The organism is Paenibacillus sp. FSL F4-0100, from assembly GCF_037993005.1.
Taxonomy (GTDB): domain Bacteria; phylum Bacillota; class Bacilli; order Paenibacillales; family Paenibacillaceae; genus Paenibacillus_AQ.
Genome location: NZ_CP150303.1, coordinates 6,293,552 through 6,312,879, shown reverse-complemented (window position 1 = coordinate 6,312,879; position 19,328 = coordinate 6,293,552). Strand labels below are relative to the sequence as shown.

The following is a 19,328-nucleotide window of genomic DNA, read 5'->3' as shown; positions in this document are numbered from 1 at the left end:
GCACATACCAATGAAGCTCGGGATCAAGCAGATTTAGATCATAGAGAGCAGGGAGAGAGAAACATGGCAGTACCTTTTCTGAAAGGCAAGAATCACCTATATCGTTCGAATGCGTGGCCGGGAGCGGTGGTGTCCCTCGAATCGAAGCTGGAACAGCCTCATATCCGGATATTGCTTCCGGAGCAGGCCGTGTCCATTAGCAGCGCCATATACGGCGGCGGATTCGTAAGCTTGGATCATATCGTGAATCGTTATGTGGACAAGCATTATGATTGCAGCGACCCCGTGAACGATATGTCTAACTTTATAGCTGCTCACGGTTATCCGGCTGAATCTACAGCTGGATTGATGACGGCTGTAAAACTGAAATATGCTTCCATCCGGGAAGAGCGGAGTGAACAGGCTTCCATCCTGTGCTGCACCACCGCCGGCGTGGGCAATGCAGCCCGCGCTGGGTCGAGCCGTACGACCTTTGCCGCTTACCAGCCGGGCACGATTAATATCATGCTGATGGTGGATGGGATGATGACGCCGGCTTGTATGGTGAACGCCATGCTGACGGCGACGGAAGCGAAAGCCGCGGCGCTACATGATCTGGGCGTGAAGGATCATGAAACCGGAGCCGTCGCGACCGGAACGACGACGGACGCGATGGTCCTTGGGGTCAGCGGCAATGCAGCGTATGGCGTGAACCACCATTATGCCGGAACCGCAACCGATCTGGGTGGCATGATCGGCCGCCTTGTCTACGAGAGTGTTACGGAAAGCATTGTCTCCGAAAGAGAGGACCGGATATGACCGTCGTGTGGGTCATTTGGGCAGCGGTCGTACTGGACCTGCTGATTGGAGATCCGAGATGGCTCCCCCATCCCGTCATTGGCATGGGGAAAGCCATCCGCCGGGTTGAAGGCTGGATACGCCATTGGGCGACTTCCGCTCAGAGCCTGAAGTGGGCGGGCATTCTGCTGCCGGTGATCGTGGCCGGTGGCTCCTTCGTGCTGGCGTGGCTGCTGCTGTTGTTGTGTGCAGCGATTCATCCTTGGCTTGCTTGGGGAGTGGAGATCGTGCTTATTGCGACTACGATTGCCATCAAGGGACTGCGTGAAGCAGGATTGGAGGTCTACGGCCATCTTCGCTCCGACCATATCACGGAGGCCAGGCGCGCGCTCAGCATGGTTGTCGGGCGAGACACCGGCCATCTGGATGAGCCGGAGATCGTACGGGGAACGGTGGAGACGGTTGCGGAGAATATCGTGGATGCGGTCATCGCTCCGCTGTTTTTTGCCCTGATCGGGGGAGCGCCGCTGGCGATGGCCTACCGGGCCGTGAACACGCTCGACTCCATGGTCGGTTATAAAAACGACAAATACCAGCATATCGGCTGGGCATCCGCAAGGCTGGACGATATCGCCAATTGGATACCGGCACGCCTGACCGCAGGACTGTTGACCATAGTGGCTGCGATGTTTTCGCTGCAATGGAAAAAAGCGATCAAGATGGTTAGAAGGGATGCGCGAAAGCACCCCAGTCCGAATAGCGGCTTCCCGGAATCGGCCGTAGCTGGTGCGCTGGGCATTCGTCTGGGAGGCGAGAATTCCTATCAAGGCGTGATCTCGTTCCGGGCTTACATGGGGGATCCCGAACGACCGCTTGAAGCGGAGGATATTCAGGTGACAAATCGTCTGCTGCTGGGCGTATCGGTATTGTTTACGTTACTGGGTACCGTGGTGCTCGGACTTGTGGCCGCAGCAGGAGGAAGCTTATGGATATGAGGATTACCCTGCATTTGGTCCGTCATGGCCGCACGTTGTGGAACGAGGAGCGCCGTTATCTCGGTCACGAGGATCAGGGGATTCTGGTGGAAGGAAGACAGCAGCTCCTCCCGCTGCGGGAAAGGTTTTGTACCAAGCAGTTCGTCCGGATCTATTGTAGTGATCTCCTTCGATGCAGGCAGACGCTGAATGTTATCTTATCGGACTCAACAATGTCCGCTATTCCTGATGATGAAGATCCAGGCAGGTTTATTCGAGGTGTCGAGTATGATCCGCGGCTGCGTGAGCTCGATTTCGGGGATTGGGAAGGGAACACCTACGAGGACTTGAAGTCCGATATATCCTATCGGCGATGGATTGATAACCCCGCAGAAGTTGCGCCGCCAAATGGGGAGAGCTGGGAAATGTTCTGTTCCCGGATTCAGGCATTCTTGACCGGATTGTATTTGGATTTGAAGGAACTGTTGCATGTGGAGGAAGATCCGGATACCCTTGTGCAGGCAGAGGCAGAGGCAGAGGCAGAGGCAGAGGCAGAGGCAGAGGCAGAGGCAGAGGCAGAGGCAGAGGCAGAGGCAGAGGCAGAGGCAGAGGCAGAGGCAGAGGCAGAGGCAGAGGCAGAGGCAGAGGCAGAGGCAGAGGCAGAGGCAGCCGGTTATGGTTGTGGGACACAGAGGGCAGAGTTGGATGTGCTTGTGGTCACCCATGGGGGCGTCATCCGGCAGATCGCGGCAGCTACCCTTTCGCATACGGAATTCTGGGAAACGCAGGTGTCACCGGGCGAGGAGCTCAAGCTGCAATTGACATGGGATGGAGAACGCTGGCAAGGCGTGCGGTTAAGCTAATAAATGAAATCGTATGATATCGGTGCGGAATGGGCGATAACGGGATAAATCCGTATCATAAGGCATTTGAAATGACCGAATCTTTCGGTTGTAAGAGGAAGGTTTATCGCCTATAATCTTGGGCAGAGAAACCATGCTTGGCCTAACATACATAAATTCATATTATTTGCGAGGGTCCCGGATAGAAGGCGTTGTTGCCTTCTGCCGGGTTAATAGGGAAGCCGGTGCAAGTCCGGCACGGTCCCGCCACTGTGAAGCAGGGACTTCTTCATATGCCACTGAGCCATAGCGCTTGGGAAGGCGGAGAAGTCGTTACAGCCTGCAAGTCAGGAGACCTGCCCTCGGCGAATGAATGACGGTCCTTCGAGGAGAGGATTACGTTTGCCGGACCCATGCGGCATGTGTGGGCGGAAGTTTAAGGCGCTATCTGTGAACGGTTATCCAGATGTCCTTATGTTAAAACGTAATCCCTGAGTCCTTGTTTACGAGGAGTCAGGGATTTTTGCTTTTCTTTGGAGTATGACGATTGATGTTTTTCTCCCGGTAAGGATCGGTCGAAGGAATGTAAACTCGAAAGCGCCAGGTTCTCAATTATGCATAGGGGGATTTCAAGAGATGAAAGCATTAAACAAAACATGGTCCGTACTTCTAGTAGCCATACTGATGGCTCTGGCCTTGATTGGCTGTGGAGACAAAGAAGCGGCGCCGAAGGATACAACGCAGCCTGCACAGCAGGAAGAGCAGAATAACGAAGCGCCGGCGGATTCCGGCGAAGAGCTTAAAACGACGTATCCGCTGACCGTTAAGGATTCAACCGGGGTTGAAATGACGTTTGAGAAAGCTCCGGCCAAAATTGCATCCCTGACACCGTCCGAGACGGAAAAACTGTTCGCTTTGGGCCTGGATGAGGAAATCGTTGGCGTGTCCGATAATGACGATTATCCGGAAGCGGCCAAATCCAAGCCTAAATTGGGCGGGTTCCAAGTGAATGAAGAGGCTATTATTGCAGCCGATGCCGATGTGGTATTTGCGGCTTCGATGAATGCTCAGAATGCCGAGAAATTGCGTGAGCTTGGCGTTACCCTGTTCGTCAATGATCCGAAAACCATTGATGCCGTGATGGAGAACATCGAACTGATCGGACAAATTACGGACCGTCAAGCGGAGGCGAAAGCGGTCGTGGATCAGATGAAGCAGGAATTGGCTACCGTTACGGAAGCCGTGAAAGCCGTGAAGGATGAAGACAAGAAGAAAGTGTATGTGGAATTCTCTCCGGGATGGACCGTCGGCAAGGGCGAATTTATGGATGAGATCATCACCTTAGCTGGCGGCGTCAACGCAGCCGGCGATGCGGAAGGCTGGTTCGAAATCAGTGAGGAAAATATTATCGCTGCGAACCCCGACGTCATTCTGTACACGGACGATGTGGTTGATGAAGCAACCAAGAAAACATTGGATCAGCTGATTAAGGAGCGCGGCGGCTGGGATCAGATCGAAGCCATCAAGAACGATCAGGTCATATCCGTGGATGCGAACCTGCTCAGCCGTCCTGGTCCCCGTGTGACGCAAGGGTTGGTAGAAGTGGCGAAAGCCGTTTATCCGGAACTGATGAATCCATGAGTAAAAAACTTGCAGGATTCGGTGCGGCCGGCATCATCCTATTACTGTTAACCTTGGTTGTCAGTCTCGGAATCGGCTCCGTGCACCTGCCTGTGAGAGAGATTGGCGCGATGCTGCTGCACCGGCTGCCGGGAATCGGCGATTCCATCGTTCCGGGCTGGGAAGCTTCATCCGAGCAAATCTTAATGAAGGTGAGGTTGCCGCGCATATTGCTGGGGATGCTCGTAGGAGCCTCCCTGGCCGTCGCCGGAGCCGCCTTTCAAGGGGTATTGCGCAATCCGCTGGCGGATCCGTTTACGCTTGGTGTATCCTCGGGTGCTGCGCTTGGCGCAGCATCCCTGATTTTTTTCGGGATGGAATATTCCTTTGCCGGAGGTTACACGCTGCCGCTTGTAGCGTTTCTGACCGGAGCAGGCACCTTATGGGCCGTCCTGCTACTGGCGAGGGATCAAGGAAAACTGCCGATCCACGGGCTCATTCTGTCCGGCGTGGTGATGCAGTCGTTTCTGGGCGCCGTCGTTTCCTTTCTGACGGTCATGTCCAAAGATACGGTAAACCAGATCCTGTACTGGACGATGGGGAGCCTGAGCATGCGTGGATGGTCGTATACGGCCATCCTTTTCCCGTATTTTATCGCAGGTTTTATCTACTTATGGAGCAGGTCGCGAGCGCTTAATATTTTGTCGCTGGGGGAACGGCAGGCCGCCCATATGGGCTTGAATGTGGATCGGTTGAAGACCAGCGTGCTCATCGTTGCTACCCTGCTCGCCGCCGCAGCCGTGTCGGTATCCGGCGTGATTGGATTCGTGGGACTTGTGGTACCGCATATGATCCGGCTGATCACCGGCTCCGATTACCGCGTCATTGTTCCACTGTCGGCTCTGGGCGGCGCGATATTCATGGTCTGGTGCGATACGGCGGCACGGTCCGTGCTGGCACCAACGGAAATACCGCTTGGTGTGGTTACGGCATTCATAGGCGCTCCATTCTTTGCGTATTTGCTATACCGGAACAAAAAACGGCGCAGGGAGGGTCTATCATGATTACAGCTCAAGGACTTGGCAAAGCATATGGCAAGGTGCCGATTCTTGAAGGCGTGGACCTTCACATTGCCGAAGGGGAATGGTGGGGGATCATCGGTCCGAACGGAAGCGGTAAATCCACCCTCATGCAGCTGTTATCCGGTGTGGAGAATCCTACGCAAGGAAGTGTGACGCTTCGGGGCAAGGCGCTTGCACACTATACTCGTAAGACGCTGGCCCGGATCGTGGCGGTGCTTCAGCAGGAAGGGCTTGATCCTACCGATTTTACCGTTCGGGAAGTGTTGGAGATGGGGAGGTTCCCCTTCCTGAACTGGCTTGGCCGTGAAGATAAGGATGCAGCCCCGCTCATTGAGGCCATTATCCGAAAGCTGGATCTGAATGGTCTGGAAGAACGGCGGCTTACCGAGTTAAGCGGCGGTCAACGCCAGCGTGTCGCGCTTGGCAAGGTAATGGTCCAGGAGCCTTCGCTGCTGATGCTGGATGAACCGACGACCTATCTGGATATCCACTATCAGCTTCAGTTCATGGATATGGTGGCGGAGTGGCGGAACTCGTCCGGGATTACGGTGATCAGCGTACTGCACGATTTGAATCTGGCGGCCCAATTTTGCGATAAACTGCTGGTGCTTGATCAGGGAAAGATCGCCGGGGTTGGCAAGCCGGAAGAAGTTTTGACAGCGGCGTATATACGTCAAATTTTCCGGGTGGAGCCCTCGATTGTGGCCCATCCCGAGAATGGTGCTCCGCAGGTGCTGTTAACGGCGAATAGCACGTGGTCCTGACCGATGTTGTCGCATATTCCGCTTTAGGATGTAAGATTTAGGAACAAGATACAAGGAGGTCGTTTCATTGACGGATACAATCGTTAATCGTTTAAATCACATCATTGCTAACATTAAACCGCTGAATGTCGAGGTTCAGAACGAAACAGCCGCTTATTTGGACACGCTGACGAAGCCTCCGGGCAGTCTGGGTAAGCTGGAGGCGCTAGCGATCCAATTAGCGGGAATTACAGGGAATGTGAAGCCGTCGTTCACCAAAAAATCCGTCGTTGTCATGGCTGGTGATCATGGAGTCTGTGAAGAAGGAGTCAGTGCATTTCCGGCTGAGGTAACGCCCCAGATGGTCATGAACTTCCTGAATGGAGGGGCGGCTGTGAATGTGCTGGCGCGTCAGGCGGGGGCGGACGTGCATTGTGTGGACATCGGTGTCGCGATCGAGCTGAAGGATGAGAAGCTGAAGTCGCGGAACGTTGGCAGAGGAACTGCCAATATGGCCAAAGGGCCCGCGATGACAAAGGCAGCGGCACTGCAGTCCATTGTAACCGGTGCAGAGGTAGCCGCCGAGTTGGTGTCGCAAGGAACGCAAATGTTCGTGACCGGGGAGATGGGCATTGGGAACACGACACCGAGTGCAGCGATCTTCTCCGTTCTGTCCGGCAATCAGCCATCTGAAGTCGTGGGAAGGGGAACGGGCGTAACCGATGAACGGCTGCTACATAAGATTCGAGTTGTGGAACAGGCTATACAAGTTAATAGACCTCATGCCGATGATCCCATCGACGTGCTCGCCAAAGTTGGAGGATATGAGATCGGCGGGTTGGCTGGACTTATCCTGGGTGCGGCTGCCCACGGTTGTCCCGTTATCATTGACGGCTTCATATCCAGTGCGGCGGCGCTGGTTGCCAAATGCATCTGCCCGGACGCCCTCTCCTATATGATTGCCTCTCATGTTTCGCATGAACAGGCGCATGTGCTTCTGTTGAAAGAGCTGGGGCTGCATCCGATGCTGCAAATGGACATGCGTCTTGGCGAGGGTACAGGCGGAGTACTGTGCCTGCATCTGGTCGAGGCGGCGTGCCGGATCATGCATGAGATGGCGACGTTTGAGAGCGCCGGAATCAGCGGAGGGGCCGTATGAACCATCGTGGAAGCGTGTTGGTCACGGGTGGGGCCAGAAGCGGAAAGAGCTCATTCGCGGAGAAGTTGTGCATGAAGCGCTCGGAGTCCGGAACGTATGTGGCGACTGCGCAAGCCTATGATGATGAGATGAGGGAACGGATCCGAATTCATCAAGACCGTCGGCATGATTCGGCCTACGGTTGGGAGACGGTCGAGGAGCCTGTCGCCCTCCCGGAACTGCTGGATACGCTGGGCCAATCGCAACCTAATGCTCCTGCGGTGGTAGTGGACTGCCTGACACTGTGGCTTACGAATGTGCTGCTGCAAGCAGAGCCTGAAGGAAGTGCTGCAATGGAAGAACGGCTGGGACTTCAAATCGGCAGGCTCGCAAGAGCGGTACAGGGTTATCCGGGAACGGTCATTCTGGTAACAAATGAAGTGGGGTCGGGGATTGTTCCGGAATATCCGCTAGGCCGAATATATCGCGACTGGGCAGGGATCATGAATCAGAGACTGGCTCAGATATGTGATGAAGTATTTTTGGTGACTGCGGGAATTCCGATGGAAATCAAGAGCAAGGAGTATCTCATATGAGCAAGATAATCGAAGCGGCTGCGGCCGCTTTTCAATTTCTATCGAGGTTGCCGGTGCGGAGGGAAATTCCTTTTACGCCGGAAGTGCAACAACGGAGCGTCGTTTTTTATCCATTGGTGGGTGCGGTTATTGGTATGATCGTTGCCGGATTGGGACTGGGCGTAAGCTTTGTGCTGCCTTCCTTTCCCGCTGCCGTCATCCTGCTGGTTGTATGGGTTGCGCTGACGGGAGGGCTGCACCTCGATGGTTGGATGGATAGTGCTGATGCGCTGCTTAGCCATCGGTCGCGTGAGAAGATGCTGGAAATCATGAAGGATAGCCGTGTAGGTGCAATGGGGGTCATGGCGTGTATGCTGCTGCTCCTTTTGAAAGCTTCCTTGATCATGTCTATATGGGATTTGTCAGCCGGGGCATGGAAACAAGAGGTATGGCTGCTGGTGCTCGCTCCGGTTTGGAGCCGCTGGTTTATGGTCCATGCGATGTATCGCTGGCCGATGGCACGGGGAAGTGAGGGGCTTGCCGCTCTATTTCATGGATTGACCGCCGGCAGGAGATCGCTGGCAGGCGTAATGGCTGTCCTGTTAACGCTAGTTATTGTAGGTTTGCTATGGATCACGGCAGGCGAGACTAATCTTGGGATGATTGGAATCGGAGGAATCCTTGTCATACCATTCATAGCCTGGGCCGCTGGCAGTTTAACGGCAGAACGGATGACCCGAAGACTTGGAGGACTGACGGGGGATACTTACGGAGCCCTCAATGAACTGATTGAAACGGTTGTGTTAATATTTGTGGTTCTCCTTTTGAAGTTTACATGATATGATAGTAGAGCAATATCAGTGGTAATCCGATCAACATAGTCGACATAATCCGCATCGATGAGAACACAACGATTTTGGGCAGGAATTTTCTCAATCGGGTAATGATATGTTTAGAGTGGGCTGTAATGGATATGAATACATACTAGCGCACTTATGACATGAGGATGGAGCACCTATATCCTTATCTAAAGAATGGGAGGAATCATTAGGATGGAAACGCTTTGGGTTATCATCAATGTCCTTGTTCTGATTCTGCTGGTCGGTATTTTGTACTGGATGCAAAGAAAGCATTACTCGTTTACCAAGCGCGTGTTTGCTGGACTCGGACTGGGTGTGTTGTTCGGAGTGGCACTGCAGCTCATCTATACTTCGACCTCCGATGTGGTGGTGAAATCCACCGATTGGTTTAATCTGATAGGCTACGGTTACGTTAGGCTGCTGCAAATGATGGTCATTCCGCTGATCATGGTGTCGATCATATCGGCCATCATGAAGCTGAAGGGCGGAAAGAATCTGGGCAAAATGAGCGGGCTTATCATTACGGTGCTGCTTCTGACGACAGCCGTAGCCGCTGCTGTCGGAATTACGACCGCGTTGGCCTTCGATTTGTCCGCCGTCAATATCCAAGGCGGTGCAGCGGAGGAGCAGCAAGGTGCACTGCTGCAAGAACGGCTCGGGGATGTTGAGGGCCGTACGCTGCCGCAGCAGATCCTGGATTTCATTCCGAGCAATCCGTTTGCTGACATGACGGGAGCACGAAGAACTTCGACGATTGCGGTCGTCATTTTCTCGGCATTCGTCGGGATCGCCGTTCTCGGGTTGGACCGAAAAAACAAAGAGCAGGCGGAAACGTTCCGCAACATGATCTCTGCGGTCTACGGCGTGGTTATGCGCATCGTGACGCTGGTGCTTCGTCTGACGCCTTATGGGATTCTGGCACTCATGGCCAAAACGATCGCCACGACCGATCTTGCGGTGATCATGAATCTGATCGATTTCGTCCTTGCTTCGTACGTGGCCTTGATCGTCATGTTCATTATCCATCTGGTGCTGCTGGCGATATTCGGGTTTAACCCGCTCAAATATGTGAAGAAGGTGTTCCCGACGCTGACCTTTGCCTTCACCTCGCGCTCCAGCGCGGCCACGATCCCGCTTAACGTGCAGACCCAGAACAAAAAGCTGGGCGTTTCGGAAGGCATCGCGAACCTCTCGGCATCGTTTGGCGCCACGATTGGGCAGAACGGCTGCGCGGGCATTTATCCTGCCATGCTGGCCGTCATGATTGCGCCGACAGCCGGTGTGGACCCGACCTCATGGTCGTTCATCCTTACCCTGATCGTGGTCGTTATGATCAGTTCCTTCGGCGTGGCGGGTGTCGGAGGCGGAGCTACCTTCGCATCGCTCATCGTGCTCTCAACGATGAACCTCCCGGTTGCCTTGGCGGGTCTGTTAATTTCCGTCGAGCCGCTGATCGATATGGGACGGACGGCACTGAACGTGAATGACTCCATGACAGCCGGTGTGATTACCGGGAAAGTCATGAATGAAGTGGACAAAGACGTGTACAACGACGACAATATTGAACTGGATATGGTTCAGGCATAAGAACGTATCCATGAGAGCCATCTTGCGCAGGCATTGTTTCTGCCGAGGATGGCTCTTTTCTGGTACATAGAGAAAGCCCGAATACCGAAAGTGAAGCGGTAATCCGGGCTTTTTTCTTATGCTGAAAATTGCTTATCCGATGATGGTCAGTTCTTTCGGGAAGGAGGTGAGCACCTCGACGCCATCCTCGGTTACGATCACATCGTCCTCGATTCTTACGCCGCCTACTCCTTGCAGATAAATGCCGGGCTCGATCGTGAATACCGCCCCAGGCTGCAAAATATCCTGGTTCAAACCGTGGATGGATGGATATTCGTGGACATCCATGCCAAGCCCGTGACCCAAGCGATGTACAAATGCCTGTCCGTATCCTGCGTCATCAATCACTTTGCGAGCCGCTTGGTCAATCGAGCCATAGGTTACGCCGGGTTTTACGGCCTGAATACCGGCCAGGTTCGCTGCAAGAACCGTATCATAGATGTTGACGGCTTCAGGCATCAGCTCGCCTACGGCAAAGGTACGGGTAATATCCGAAGCATAACCACCCGCATACACTCCCAAATCGAACATGAGCAGATCTCCTGCTTCAATCCGGCGCGTACCGGGAACACCGTGAGGCAAGGCGGTATTGGGGCCGGATAATACCATTGTGGCGAAGGACGGAGCATCCGCACCCATTTTTTTCATTAAGTACTCCAGCTCTGCCACAACCTCAATCTCGGTGACGCCGATTTTTACATGGGCCAGGCCTTGCGTCAGCACATCTTCAACCAGTCTCACTGCATGTTTGATGATCTTCACTTCATCGGCCGACTTTCGAATTCGGAGCTCCCGGAGTACAGCTCCAACATCCTCGATCCGGTTCGCGTTCACATGTTGCTGCAGCTGTTCATAACGGGATACGGTGAGCTGATCCTTCTCAACGGCCAGCGTACCGGCTGCGCCTTGAAACTGCTGCTTCAGCAAGAGATACGGATTATCGGTATCCTGATGCGTTACAATATGCTTAACCGTTGAAGCGGCCGCGGCTGCGTCTGCATCCAATGCGGGCACAATCAGCACCGGATCATTCACTGAGGAGAGGAGCAGGCCCAGAAAACGCTCATGGGGATCACTCGCAAATCCCGTCAAATAGTAAACATGCTTGGGGTCTGTCACAAGGACATGATCCCAGCCTTGTGTATTCATGGATTGTTGCAAACTTTGCAATCGTTCGTTCATCCTGTTCATTCCTTTCTTCACCCGAAGACGGTTGTCATACCATTAATGTTAGGGTATCGCGTTCAATCGCGTAAGTAAAGTTTTCCTTTATTATGGGCTTGATCTTCCTATATATTAATCATATTTTCCCGGTGTTTGAGCCGGAGATATGGAGTATGATTACCGATAAAGGGTCACCTGCTTATAATCGTTCGCTTGTCCAGCTAATCCTTTTTGAGACCGTGGTTAATGTGGTGTTTGTTATTGCATTAGTCTTTGCTTTATTTTTGTTGTATCGCAAAAAAAGGGCGTTTCCCAAATTGATGATCGGTTATATTTTATTTAGTCTGCTGACCAGCATAGTGGACTATGTCGCAGTCAGCCAAATCGAAATCCTGGCTCAGGGGGATGATGGGACATTCATGCGTGAAGTTACCCGGTCCATTTTATACGCCTGTATCTGGATCCCTTATTTTATCCGTTCCAAGCGAGTGCGCAACACTTTCGTGAATTAATGCCGCTTGAAAAAAAAGAAGCGTTTTTCCGCTGCCTCTTGTACAATAGATCTCGTACAAAAAGATTACGCATCTATTCGGAGGTAGGACATCGTGACGCAACAATACCGTATCGATTATGCCGTCAAAGAGGATTTGCCGGCTATTGTGGACATTTACAATTCGACGATCTCAGGCAGAAAAGTAACCGCCGATCTGGAGCCGGTTACGGTGGAGAGCCGTATACGCTGGTTTGAAGAGCACAGCAACGATTTTCGTCCGTTGTGGGTCATGCGGTCCGATGACGGGATGGTTGCATGGATGAGCTTTCAATCCTTTTATGGTCGTCCGGCTTATAACGGCACAGCTGAGATCAGCATATACGTAAACGAGAAATATCGCGGCATTGGTGCCGGCAGTATATTGATTCAGAAGGCAATCGAGGAGTCTCCGCGCCTTCACGTCAGTAATCTGGTCGGATTTGTATTCGGCCATAATGAACCAAGCCTTAAGCTGTTGAAGAAGTTTGGCTTTGATCAATGGGGGCTCCTCCCCGGGGTTGCGGAGCTTGACGGCATCAAGCGGGATTTGGTCATTGTCGGTCGTGCAGTTTAAGTGCTGATACGTTAATGGATGATTTATAGTTTGCCTTAAAGGGCATACAGACTAACATATCAAAAAGCTGTCCCTTTTGGTAAATGAGAGGACAGCTTTTTTCATGTTGTTATGATATTTAGAGGGAGACCGCTCCCAGCCAACAGTCAGCAAGCCGCTCTATGCCTGCTTCAATCTCTTCTTCTTTCAATCCGCCGAAGCCAAGAATGAATGATCTACGATCCGATCCGCTTTGCTCATTGGCAGGAAGCATTCGCGTATAGGCAGCGGAGCTTACGCGGATTCCCCTTGCTTCGGCTAACGTTTGCAGATCCTCTTCGGATAACGGATGGTTGAGATGAAGCATGAGGTGAAACCCGGAGCCTGTACCCGATATTTGAGCATGTTCATCAAAGTGACGTTGAATAGAACCGATCAGGCGATCATGCTTCCTACGGAGTATCATCCTCATTTTTCGCAAATGTCGTTCAACATAGCCATCCCGCAAAAAGCGCTCTAGTGTCATCTGATTCAGCTTAGAGGCCGTACAGTCGAGAAAGAGCTGGAACTTTAATCGGTGATAATCCGGCAGCAGAACCTTCGGCAATATCATATATTGGACTCCAAGCGCAGGGGACAGTACCTGCGAGAATCCGCCCAGGTATATTACACGACTGTCGGGCATCAGCCCTTGGAGGCTCGGAATCGGTCTTCCATAGTATCGAAACTCACCGTCAGCGTCATCTTCAATAATAAACCCCCCAGTTTCTTGTGCCCATTGCAGCAGCGCCAACCTGCGGGAGATGGGCATAATGACGCCGGTGGGGAACTGGTGGGAGGGGGAGACGGTTACGAATGCTGCCCCGCTGCTCTGCAATTCATGCTGACTGATCCCATCCTCCAGCACGGGGATTGGAATGACATCATACCCCTTCTGCCGGAAAACCTCCGGCTGCTGTGGATAACAAGGGTTCTCAACAGCGATGGACTTTCCGTAAGGAAGAAGCAGTCTGCTGATCAAATCAAGCAGAGGGAAAGGATCAGAGCCGATAATCACCTGTTCAGGCGTACAGGCTACCCCGCGAAAATGTTTGGCATAGTTGGCAATCTGGCAACGCAGCCCTTCTTCACCCTGCGGATCCCCATAGAACAGCATGTCGGCCGTGCTGTTTTCCTGCAAGCAACGGTTATAGGCTTTTCTCCACTCGGTCATCGGGAAGTATTCGTATTCATTTTTGGACATATGAAAGTCATATTTAAAGTAATGGTGTCGTTTCAGTATAGGTCTCTTGGGAGAAGCCGATTCCACGGGAAGCGCAAAAGGAAGATCGGCTAGCCATTGCACAAAATATCCGCTCCGTGGCTTGCTCGCAATAAAGCCTTCAGCAAGCAGCTGCTGATAAGCCATTTCAATGGGGGTGGTGCTAATGCCAAGCAGCTCGGCAAGCCTTCGAACCGATGGGAGACGGCTTGCATGAAGCCAATGCCCGGCGGATATCTGTTGTTTCATATATCGATACAATTTTACATACAGGGGAACGCTGGAATCATCCAGCAATAATGTGATTTCTGTTTGATTTACCGGAACCTGTTTCATCTCATCTGTCCTTTATAAATATTCGAATCTGCATATTTGGATATGGTCAATTTCTTGATATAGTATAAGGGATTTTTAGTTCCAGAGGAAACGGGAGGTTACAATCGACATGAACTCATCTATAACAAATACGAAGCCGGTACGGTTTCTTGAAGGCGAGCGGGTCTACTTGCGTCCCTTTGGAGAAGAGGATACCGCAGAGTATTTTCAAATGCTGTTTAATCCGGAAATGCGGAGGCTGACCGGGACGAAGCGGGCTTTTACGCTGGAAGAGGTACGTCGGTATATCGAGGAGAAATCCAGTAATCACGACACCATCCTGCTGCTAATCGCTTTATCGGATAGCGATCAGATTATTGGCGATATCGCGCTGCTGGATATTGATTACGTTAACCGGAATGCGAATATTCGCATCGCCCTTGATAAGGGCGAGCATCTCGGCAAGGGGTACGGACCGGAAGCCATCAAGCTCTTGCTTGAATACGCCTTCGGAATCCTTCATCTTCACCGGATCGAGCTGCAGGTGTTTGATTATAACGAGCGTGCCATCAAGGCTTATGAGAAAGTGGGCTTCAAGCGTGAAGGGGTTCAGCGAGACGCATTGTACTACCAGCATCGTTACCATGACTCTATAATAATGAGCATGCTGGAGGAGGAATACAGGGCGCTGTATCACCAAGGGCAATAGCATCCTGGCTGCCTGAGAATGAAGTTGCGTGCAAACCATTCGTGGTTTTCTGCATTCCAAACCTTGACCGGCATCCAGTAAACTTGGAATAACGTCGGATGTAAAGGATGTGCGTGATTTGAAAGCAGAGATTCATATATATCAAGCAGAGCTGAAGGATTTGGATAAGGCAGCCGCTCTGTTTAATCAGTATCGTCAATTCTATAAGCGAGAAGATGATTTAAACGGGGCCGAGGAATATATCAGGGAGAGACTGACTCGAGGCGATTCCGTTATGTATTTAGCGGATTACAATAGTGGGGGAACCCTGGTCACGGCTGGCTTTCTGCAGTTATATCCGTCCTTCTCATCGCTATCGATGTCCAGGTTGTGGATCTTGAATGATCTGTACGTGGATTCCGAATATCGCGGGCTTGGTATCGGAAGGAAACTGCTCCATCAAGCCCAAGCGCACGCCCTTCAGACCGGAGCTAAGGGGCTGACTCTGTCCACGCAGCTTCATAACGTGACTGCTCAGCAATTGTATGCATCCGCAGGGTATGTGCAGGATGAAGAATTTGCGTATTATTATTTGGATTTATCATAGCGAAAGGTCATCAATAACAAACAAAGACGATACTCCAGAAGGAGCTATCGTCTTTGTTTGTTATTAATATATCGAGCGTATTTTGCGGAAAACCTCAACCCGGGCAATTTTAAGTTCCCACATCTGGTCGAGCAGCTTCCGCTGTTTATCTTTATCATCCGTTGCTTTCAGTTCATTGTAAAGGGCAAACATGCGGTCATTGATTTGGTTCATGCATTGCCACAGCTCATGTTCCGTGCATTCCTCCGACTTCGCTTTTTTCTCGCCCTGAGGTTCCTGCATGTGGCGAAGTGTACGAACAATGTCCGCTTGCCACTTCCGATCTTCCAAGCGTATAGCCAAACTGAGAAGATCCAGATAATCATCGAGGGTCAGAGATGTCGGTTCTTTATCGCATGGATCCAAGTTGAAAGCCCCCTTAGCAAACTCCTAATTATCTTTATACCAAGTATTATACTTGGAATTATGAGTTTTTCAAGAGAAAAAATAACGAGTATATTGTTATTCAACTTTCGCACCCGGAATATTGACTCAAACCCTTGAGGGCGCAAGAAGAATTCAATATATTTACTCGCCGGTGAGGGGGATATTTTGAGAGAACATATATCAGATCATGCATGGTCAATTTGTTGAGAAATTGGTAAGATGAGGATATTACATATATAGGTTGTTTGATATTAATCGCAAAAAACATAACAACCAGGTTCTTCTTTAAAACGTTCGTGGAGGTTGACAGTGAGTAAAGTAATGATGGAAAACGAGGGGAATGGACTGCGCCGCAATTATAGATTGTACAGCAGGGAGTCAGGATCGTCACTGACTTACCGGGTTCGCAGTAAGATTTCTGCAAGCGAACTGGCCATCGTATACGCGGTCAGATGCGAAGAGAAGGATATGAAGTTTGTGATCAAGGAGTTCTTCCCTAAATCGTTAGTACGTAGAGGGAAAGATGGCAGCTCTGTACGCCGGTTATCGGGAGTGCCGGATGATAAGTATGAAGCTTTAAGGAATGCATTTATTAATGAAGGAAAGATTTTGAAGGACTGTGAGCATCCCGGTATTGTCCGCTTTATGGGTCAATTTGAACAAAATGAGACCGTCTATATTGTGATGGAGTTTATAGAAGGGGTTACATTGGCAGAAATGATTGAGGGACGTCCAGATAGAGTTGAGCCCGGCTTTCTGTACAAGACGATGCTTCCCTTGATTGAGACGCTGGAACATCTGCATAAGCAAGGAATCATTCATCGTGACTTAAAGCCGGGCAATATTATCATTGATCACCAGAGGCGCGCGAAGCTGCTCGATTTCGGTTCAGCCATTCGTTTTGACGGCAGCGGCGGCTACCCGATTCTGACAACAGCCGGGTATTCGCCACTCGAGCTTTATTCCGAACAATCTCGTCAAGGGCCGGTAAGCGATATATACAGCTTGGCTGCATTGTTGTATTATTGCTGCCGCGGCACGGCGCCCACAGATGTTCGCAAGCGATTGTTCGATGATCGGCTGGAGCCGATGGGCACGGGGTTGAAGCGCCGTTGGCCGTTTCTGTCCCGAGCCATCCGACGCGGCTTGATCGTTGAGCCGGACAAACGCTGTTCTTCTCTTAAATGGTTCAAGGTTGCGATTACGATGGAATATGTGACTAGCCCGTCTGCTCGCCGGTGGATTCGTTCCGGATAAAAATATTTGTAGCCGGCTTAATGGCCTTGTAACGCAGCTCGATTTCAGTTATACCGTCCTCGAATGTAATGTACAATTTGTCATTATATTCGAGGATTTCTTTTTTATTCATCGGCAGCGGCGTACGGTTGCGAACAAGTGAGCAACGTGATGTGTTCTTTACGATCAGCTTACCGTCTTTGCCCGGGGTGAATACAATTTGTTGCGCTTCCGGAAGCGGCTCATGTACATCAAGGCTTACGAACAGCTCCAGCAGACTTACCTTACGTCCCCCAAAAGAGGTGAGCGGCCATGATTTGACCGGCACTTCACTGCCGCTGGCCGTTGCCAGAAAATATCCTTCCAGCTTGCCGGCAAAGCCCGGCTTCGGACGCAGCCACATAAATAAACCGGCGGCAATGGCAAGAAGAACAATTCCTCCGGCGATAGACCATTTAAGCACCGTGTATTTCGATTTGACGTTAACGGTTAATATCGCCGTAGCCGAGCCGCCTTCCGAATCGGCAGCAGTTACCGTAATTTGGGTCTGTCCCGTTTGAAGCGGAGACAAAAGCAGTTCCCCGTTCTTAAGCTCAGGGGTCAGCATTTTATTTGGCTTGTGGCCGCTGTTCATGGTGTAAGTTAAATCATCCCCGTTCTCATCAAGGAATAAATCGTTCATGTCCAGAACGACTTGACCATCTTCTTTGATGACCTCTAGTTGTTCTCTGCCATGGACGGAGGGCGCTATATTCACAATATTCTGATCTTGGACGATACTGTGCCGATAGAAGCTCGGACCGTCCATTTTTACCTGCCATTTGTATTTTCCTGAGGTGGAAAAGATGTATTCGGCATAAAAGCGTGTGCCCTCGTTCTTCATATCTACAACAACTTCCTTATTCGTCTCTAGATTCGTCACGACAAGCTGTCCTTGCAGAGACTGATACACTTCCTGCTCCATTAATTGCTCATTTGTAGCCGGATGGATGAAATAAGCCTCGAAACCCGTAGGCTGACCCTTGATGGCGGCTTTGCTCGTGATTGCCGCTTTGGCTTCCAGCTCATAGCTTCCGAGCAAATTTATTTTTACAAGATCCCCTGATGTGCCCCTAAATTTAAGCTTGGCCGTGCCTTTCTTGGGCTGAGATACCTTGATCAGCGTGTAGCTCCCTGACTTGAACATACGTATATTCTCTGAGCTGTAGAAAAGCTGCGTCTCCTTAAGTGGATGCTCGGAAAGCAAAATAATGTTGGCTTCACCCATACTTGAATTGGGAATGTCGACTTGTACCTCTTGCAGCTGCCCCGTCGCCGTAACGCCAGCTACCGGAAGCAGCACGGATCTCATTTGAGCCGCGAATATCCGGTTGAAAATTTCAGGCAAATCGTCAGCACTGCTGGTCATATAAGAGGCGCCGCCAGTTTCATTCGCGATGCGCTCCAATTCCTCAGGATTGACGGTGCCGTCGTGGTTCAGTCCGATCGTGTAGATCGGGTATCCATCCTTCTGCGCTTTTGAAATAGCTTTGTCTACGTCCTTAGCCGAATCGGCAGCAGTTCGTTGAGACCGGGAAGCTGGCCCAAAATCTGTTTCTCCGTCAGAAAGAAGAATGACGAACGGCTTACGTCCGCTGCCCTCTCCTTCCGACGACTTGGATGAAATCAAGTTCCCGCCTGTGTTTAGCCCTAATCCTAAATCGGTATATCCGCTTCTGCGGAGTCCGGCTATTTTTTGTTTGAGCTCTGTCTTGTTCGCCGCTACCGAAATGGAGGTCAGCGGTTTGGAATCCACAATTTGATGATTGTAGGCTACAAAGCCGATTCTCGTCCGGCTCGCTTCGCTCATGTCCATGAACATATGAATCACTTCGTTCGCCATTTTGTTGGGGTCAGCATGATTCATAGAATAGCTTGTATCCAGAACAAAGACCGCATCAAAAGCATCGGTGTGATTTTTTTGTAAGGAATTTGCAGAAACAGGGAATGAATTGTGAAAATTTGTCGTAAAAAACATGAAAAGAAAAATCAGGATAAAAGTCCTAGTGAATAAAAAAGTGCCTGGAGTCTGTTTTTGCCTTTTTTTCTTCATTTACCGATACCCGCCTTATGTACTATATAGTATTGGAATAGAGCGGAAATAGTCGCTCAAATATGTATATTCAAACTTATATCGGAATTGGGCCTTGTTTATTGTATATTATTCCAAAAAATAGGTCTTTGATTGGATATATTTTCCTCAAGATGATGGATGAAAGGTTCTTAAGTCCCTATATTCATCATCAATTCAAGATATTGACAATTGATAT

The 19,328-nt window shown here is 50.9% G+C and carries 19 protein-coding genes and 1 riboswitch; of the genes, 15 read left to right on the top strand and 4 right to left on the bottom strand.

Annotation, left to right across the window (positions count from 1 at the left end; genetic code table 11):
- Nucleotides 1-63: 63 nt before the first annotated feature.
- The 10 genes from MHH48_RS28600 to MHH48_RS28555 all read left to right on the top strand — a co-directional run bounded on the left by MHH48_RS28600 (nt 64) and on the right by MHH48_RS28555 (nt 10,198).
- Nucleotides 64-798 (top strand): adenosylcobinamide amidohydrolase, encoded by a 735-nt coding sequence (locus MHH48_RS28600; protein ID WP_076324609.1) that lies wholly within the window; start codon nt 64-66, stop codon nt 796-798.
- Nucleotides 795-1,772, top strand: coding sequence for an adenosylcobinamide-phosphate synthase CbiB (gene cbiB, locus MHH48_RS28595; protein ID WP_076324608.1), 978 nt, complete (start codon nt 795-797; stop codon nt 1,770-1,772). Before MHH48_RS28600 ends, cbiB begins: the two co-directional genes overlap by 4 nt.
- Nucleotides 1,763-2,614 carry a histidine phosphatase family protein gene (locus MHH48_RS28590; protein WP_340388487.1) on the top strand — a complete coding sequence of 284 codons (852 nt, stop codon included), beginning with the start codon at nt 1,763-1,765 and terminating at the stop codon, nt 2,612-2,614. The genes cbiB and MHH48_RS28590 overlap by 10 nt, the downstream gene beginning before the upstream one ends.
- Before the next feature lie 155 nt (nt 2,615-2,769).
- Nucleotides 2,770-2,972, top strand: a riboswitch (cobalamin riboswitch).
- A 257-nt stretch (nt 2,973-3,229) separates the two neighbouring features.
- Nucleotides 3,230-4,234 (top strand): ABC transporter substrate-binding protein, encoded by a 1,005-nt coding sequence (locus MHH48_RS28585; protein ID WP_076324606.1) that lies wholly within the window; start codon nt 3,230-3,232, stop codon nt 4,232-4,234.
- Nucleotides 4,231-5,277, top strand: coding sequence for an iron ABC transporter permease (locus tag MHH48_RS28580; protein ID WP_076324605.1), 1,047 nt, complete (start codon nt 4,231-4,233; stop codon nt 5,275-5,277). The genes MHH48_RS28585 and MHH48_RS28580 overlap by 4 nt, the downstream gene beginning before the upstream one ends.
- Nucleotides 5,274-6,059 (top strand): ABC transporter ATP-binding protein, encoded by a 786-nt coding sequence (locus MHH48_RS28575; RefSeq protein ID WP_076324604.1) that lies wholly within the window; start codon nt 5,274-5,276, stop codon nt 6,057-6,059. Before MHH48_RS28580 ends, MHH48_RS28575 begins: the two co-directional genes overlap by 4 nt.
- A 67-nt stretch (nt 6,060-6,126) precedes the next feature.
- Nucleotides 6,127-7,197: a nicotinate-nucleotide--dimethylbenzimidazole phosphoribosyltransferase gene (cobT, locus tag MHH48_RS28570; protein WP_076324603.1), complete on the top strand. Its 1,071-nt coding sequence runs from the start codon at nt 6,127-6,129 to the stop codon at nt 7,195-7,197.
- A complete protein-coding gene (gene cobU, locus MHH48_RS28565) occupies nt 7,194-7,772 on the top strand; it encodes a bifunctional adenosylcobinamide kinase/adenosylcobinamide-phosphate guanylyltransferase (protein ID WP_076324602.1) in 579 nt (192 codons plus the stop codon). Before cobT ends, cobU begins: the two co-directional genes overlap by 4 nt.
- Nucleotides 7,769-8,590, top strand: a complete 822-nt coding sequence (gene cobS / locus MHH48_RS28560; RefSeq protein ID WP_076324601.1) for an adenosylcobinamide-GDP ribazoletransferase — start codon at nt 7,769-7,771, stop codon at nt 8,588-8,590. Before cobU ends, cobS begins: the two co-directional genes overlap by 4 nt.
- Before the next feature lie 213 nt (nt 8,591-8,803).
- Nucleotides 8,804-10,198 (top strand): L-cystine transporter, encoded by a 1,395-nt coding sequence (locus MHH48_RS28555; protein WP_076324600.1) that lies wholly within the window; start codon nt 8,804-8,806, stop codon nt 10,196-10,198.
- Nucleotides 10,199-10,330: 132 nt separating this feature from the next.
- Here MHH48_RS28555 and MHH48_RS28550 read toward each other — a convergent pair whose 3' ends face one another.
- On the bottom strand, nt 10,331-11,419 hold the full coding sequence (locus MHH48_RS28550) for a Xaa-Pro peptidase family protein (RefSeq protein WP_076324599.1): 1,089 nt from the start codon (nt 11,417-11,419) through the stop codon (nt 10,331-10,333).
- A 155-nt stretch (nt 11,420-11,574) separates the two neighbouring features.
- Here MHH48_RS28550 and MHH48_RS28545 point away from each other — a divergent pair, with 155 nt between their 5' ends.
- Both MHH48_RS28545 and MHH48_RS28540 read left to right on the top strand, forming a co-directional pair.
- Nucleotides 11,575-11,913 (top strand): DUF2569 domain-containing protein, encoded by a 339-nt coding sequence (locus MHH48_RS28545; RefSeq protein WP_179090687.1) that lies wholly within the window; start codon nt 11,575-11,577, stop codon nt 11,911-11,913.
- A gap of 93 nt (nt 11,914-12,006) precedes the next feature.
- Nucleotides 12,007-12,507: a GNAT family N-acetyltransferase gene (locus MHH48_RS28540; RefSeq protein WP_076324597.1), complete on the top strand. Its 501-nt coding sequence runs from the start codon at nt 12,007-12,009 to the stop codon at nt 12,505-12,507.
- Nucleotides 12,508-12,625: 118 nt separating this feature from the next.
- Here MHH48_RS28540 and MHH48_RS28535 read toward each other — a convergent pair whose 3' ends face one another.
- On the bottom strand, nt 12,626-14,083 hold the full coding sequence (locus MHH48_RS28535; RefSeq protein ID WP_076324596.1) for a PLP-dependent aminotransferase family protein: 1,458 nt from the start codon (nt 14,081-14,083) through the stop codon (nt 12,626-12,628).
- A gap of 109 nt (nt 14,084-14,192) precedes the next feature.
- Between MHH48_RS28535 and MHH48_RS28530 the strand changes: the two genes are divergently transcribed.
- On the top strand, nt 14,193-14,771 hold the full coding sequence (locus MHH48_RS28530; protein WP_076324595.1) for a GNAT family protein: 579 nt from the start codon (nt 14,193-14,195) through the stop codon (nt 14,769-14,771).
- Between the two features lie 109 nt (nt 14,772-14,880).
- A complete protein-coding gene (locus MHH48_RS28525) occupies nt 14,881-15,357 on the top strand; it encodes a GNAT family N-acetyltransferase (RefSeq protein WP_083659771.1) in 477 nt (158 codons plus the stop codon).
- A 63-nt stretch (nt 15,358-15,420) separates the two neighbouring features.
- On the opposite strand, the gene MHH48_RS28520 is transcribed toward MHH48_RS28525, so the two are convergent.
- Entirely contained in the window at nt 15,421-15,762 is a 342-nt protein-coding gene (locus MHH48_RS28520; RefSeq protein ID WP_076324594.1) for a hypothetical protein, read from the bottom strand.
- Nucleotides 15,763-16,092: 330 nt separating this feature from the next.
- Between MHH48_RS28520 and MHH48_RS28515 the strand changes: the two genes are divergently transcribed.
- Nucleotides 16,093-17,040, top strand: a complete 948-nt coding sequence (locus MHH48_RS28515) for a serine/threonine-protein kinase (RefSeq protein ID WP_256720721.1) — start codon at nt 16,093-16,095, stop codon at nt 17,038-17,040.
- Here the strand turns inward: MHH48_RS28515 and MHH48_RS28510 are convergent.
- Nucleotides 17,003-18,925, bottom strand: a complete 1,923-nt coding sequence (locus tag MHH48_RS28510) for a VWA domain-containing protein (RefSeq protein ID WP_340388468.1) — start codon at nt 18,923-18,925, stop codon at nt 17,003-17,005. The genes MHH48_RS28515 and MHH48_RS28510 overlap by 38 nt on opposite strands.
- Between the last annotated feature and the right edge of the window lie 403 nt (nt 18,926-19,328).